A 2,564-nucleotide genomic window follows, 5' to 3' on the forward strand; every position below is an offset into this window, starting at 1 on the left:
TGATGACTGTATCGTTGCTTCGGTTACTCTTGATAATAAGCTTATATTTATTCTAGATTTTGAAAAAATCGTGACAAGTATTAACCCATCAATTGATATGGGGAGGTATGATATCAATTCAGATAAATCTATTGACCTATCTCTAGCCATGAAAGAAAAAAGGTCTCAATATTCTGTACTTATTGTTGAAGATTCCCCTTTTATTTTAGAGCAGGTGAAAAAAATTATCGTTTCTTCTGGTCTCAATGCGCTCGTTGCTAGAGACGGTGTTGAGGGGTGGGATCTATATGAGAAAAATAAAGAAACTATCGATGTGGTTGTTTCTGATGTGGAAATGCCAAGGATGGATGGGTTGCACCTTTGCCAAAAAATAACATCAAGTAGTCTTTCTACTCCTGTTATTATATTTTCATCTACGATGACTGAAGAAAATAAGGTGAAGGCTGAAAGTGTTGGAGCTAAATCTAGTTTAACAAAACCAGACATTGATAAACTAATCCCTCTTTTGGACGAGTTGTTATTAACATAATCTCACTTAATCCGCACCGAGATTCAGACACAAGAATGGCTCCCAATTGGGAGCCATTCTTCGTTGTGGAAGGTAAAAAGATAACAGCTTACATCTATTACTAATATAACTATCAATGTATTTTTCACCAAATCTAGGGTACTCACCTTTTTTGTGGACTTATCAGGTGGAAATCCATTTAACTATTTGTATTTCATCTGGTTTAGCTCCATCTGGGCGCTACTTGAAAAGTAGGCCCTGAGGGAGCGAGCCTAAAAACTGACAAGATAAAATAACAAGGTTGTTGTCAGAACTAATAGATCGTTGATGTTATTCGGAAATAAGATCTTGAATGGGTAAGTGGTTATTTGTGATTGATTGAACTTTGAAGTGTTAGGAGGGGAATTGCGAAGTAAGATGTTGAGGGGTAAGATAAACGTCAGATAAAACAAAGCCCTGAATCTTACAAATCAACTTGGTGGAAGATATTAAGATAACAGGGCATCGCATAAAGGAAATTTTAGCACATGCACTTACAAAAACAATCGTCAAACCGCCATAAGTGCGGTTATGAGTGAAGACTAAACAATCAAACGCTATCCAACTCGATCTAATCGAGACGCTTCCTCATAAGCCGTATTGCACCGATGAACTCGGTGTCACTTACATACGCCCAAAAACCACAGCGATTAAGAAGAAGTATCTGCAAGTTAACCAGCCTCACATGGTGAAATATCTCATTTTTGATATTGATCATCAGGGAGCGGTTTTATCTTGGTATGACAATGGGCTAGCCCCTCCGAATTGGTCTAGTAAAACCCGAGAAAATGCACACGCCCACATTGCGTATCGCTTGAAAGTTCCATTCTGTACATCTGATATCGCACATAGTGAACCGATTCGCTACGCTGCTGCGATTGAATCTGCAATGATTGAGCGTCTTAAAGCTGATAGAGGTTTTGCAGGACTACTCACGAAAAATCCACTGCATCCGCATTGGCAAAATGAATTTTGGACAGAACACGAATACACGCTAGATGAACTGGCGGACTATCTTGACCTTAAAGGTCATCCGTTACGTGGTGTTGAAATATCAGGTCTTGGTCGTAATTGTGAGTTGTTTGATACGGTTCGTCAGTGGGGCTATAAGGCTATTCGAGAGTTTTGGGCACCTAACTACAAGCGTCAGTGGGATTCGGCTGTCTACAATCAAGTAGAGGCGATTAACGCTCAATTTAAAGTTCCTTTGCCTGTTTCAGAAGTTAAAGCGATAGCGAAGTCAATAGCAAACTGGACGTATAGAGAATTCACTCCAGAGAAGTTCCGGCTGAGCCAAGCTAAGAAAGGGGCTAAAGGCGGCAAGATTGGAGGTAAAATCTCTAAACGTAAGCCTGTAGAAAGTTCAGAAAGAACACTGAAACCTTGGGAAGATTTGGGAATTAGTCGACCAACTTACTACCGAAGAAAAGCTAAAGGACTACTTTGATTTTGAGACCAGATAAAGCCTTATCAGATAACAGCCCTTTTTTGGGCTGTCTTGCTTTCTAGCACTCCGTTCTATTTATTGTGTTTTCTATGTAGTTCATTTCGATTTGTGATAGCTGCTATATGCTTGCATGTAGAGCTTTTGCAAATCCGACAAGCGAAGCGCGTCAGAACTCCTACCGAAAGTTCTTCAACTAATTTAACAGAGTCCCGTCTAGGAACATCAACACTGTACAGTGCAAGCCGATCTTAAACTGTGGCACTGTCACTCCAGCTTAAATATCAACGCTTCAAATTTTTGATTTATGTGAAACTTCTACGTGAAACCACTTTGTGAAACAGGTGTTGTACATAAGAGTTTCACAAAGTGGTTTCACATAAATTGAACGGAGTTACGATCGGTTTTAGTTCAATGTTGAGCTTCGGGTTTATGGGGGCTAACTTCGTGGACTCCTTATGTGGACTGGCTTAGTCCACACATTAGGTACACATAACAAGTCCACATAAATTAAAAATAAGAGCAAAGAAAAGAGCAGCTTAGAAACATGTTTCTAAGACCTAGGATGCGTAG

General features: G+C 39.7%; 2 protein-coding genes. Both read left to right on the forward strand.

Annotation, left to right across the window (positions count from 1 at the left end):
- On the forward strand, positions 1–529 hold a 529-nt coding region (locus tag BCT49_RS05340), incomplete at its 5' end, for a response regulator (RefSeq protein WP_198595819.1).
- 553 nt (positions 530–1,082) lie between these two features.
- Entirely contained in the window at positions 1,083–1,994 is a 912-nt protein-coding gene (locus BCT49_RS05345; RefSeq protein ID WP_102434435.1) for a replication initiation protein, read from the forward strand.
- The last annotated feature ends 570 nt before the right edge of the window (positions 1,995–2,564 follow it).

The sequence above is a fragment of the Vibrio lentus genome, assembly GCF_002875945.1.
Classification (GTDB): domain Bacteria; phylum Pseudomonadota; class Gammaproteobacteria; order Enterobacterales; family Vibrionaceae; genus Vibrio; species Vibrio apostichopi.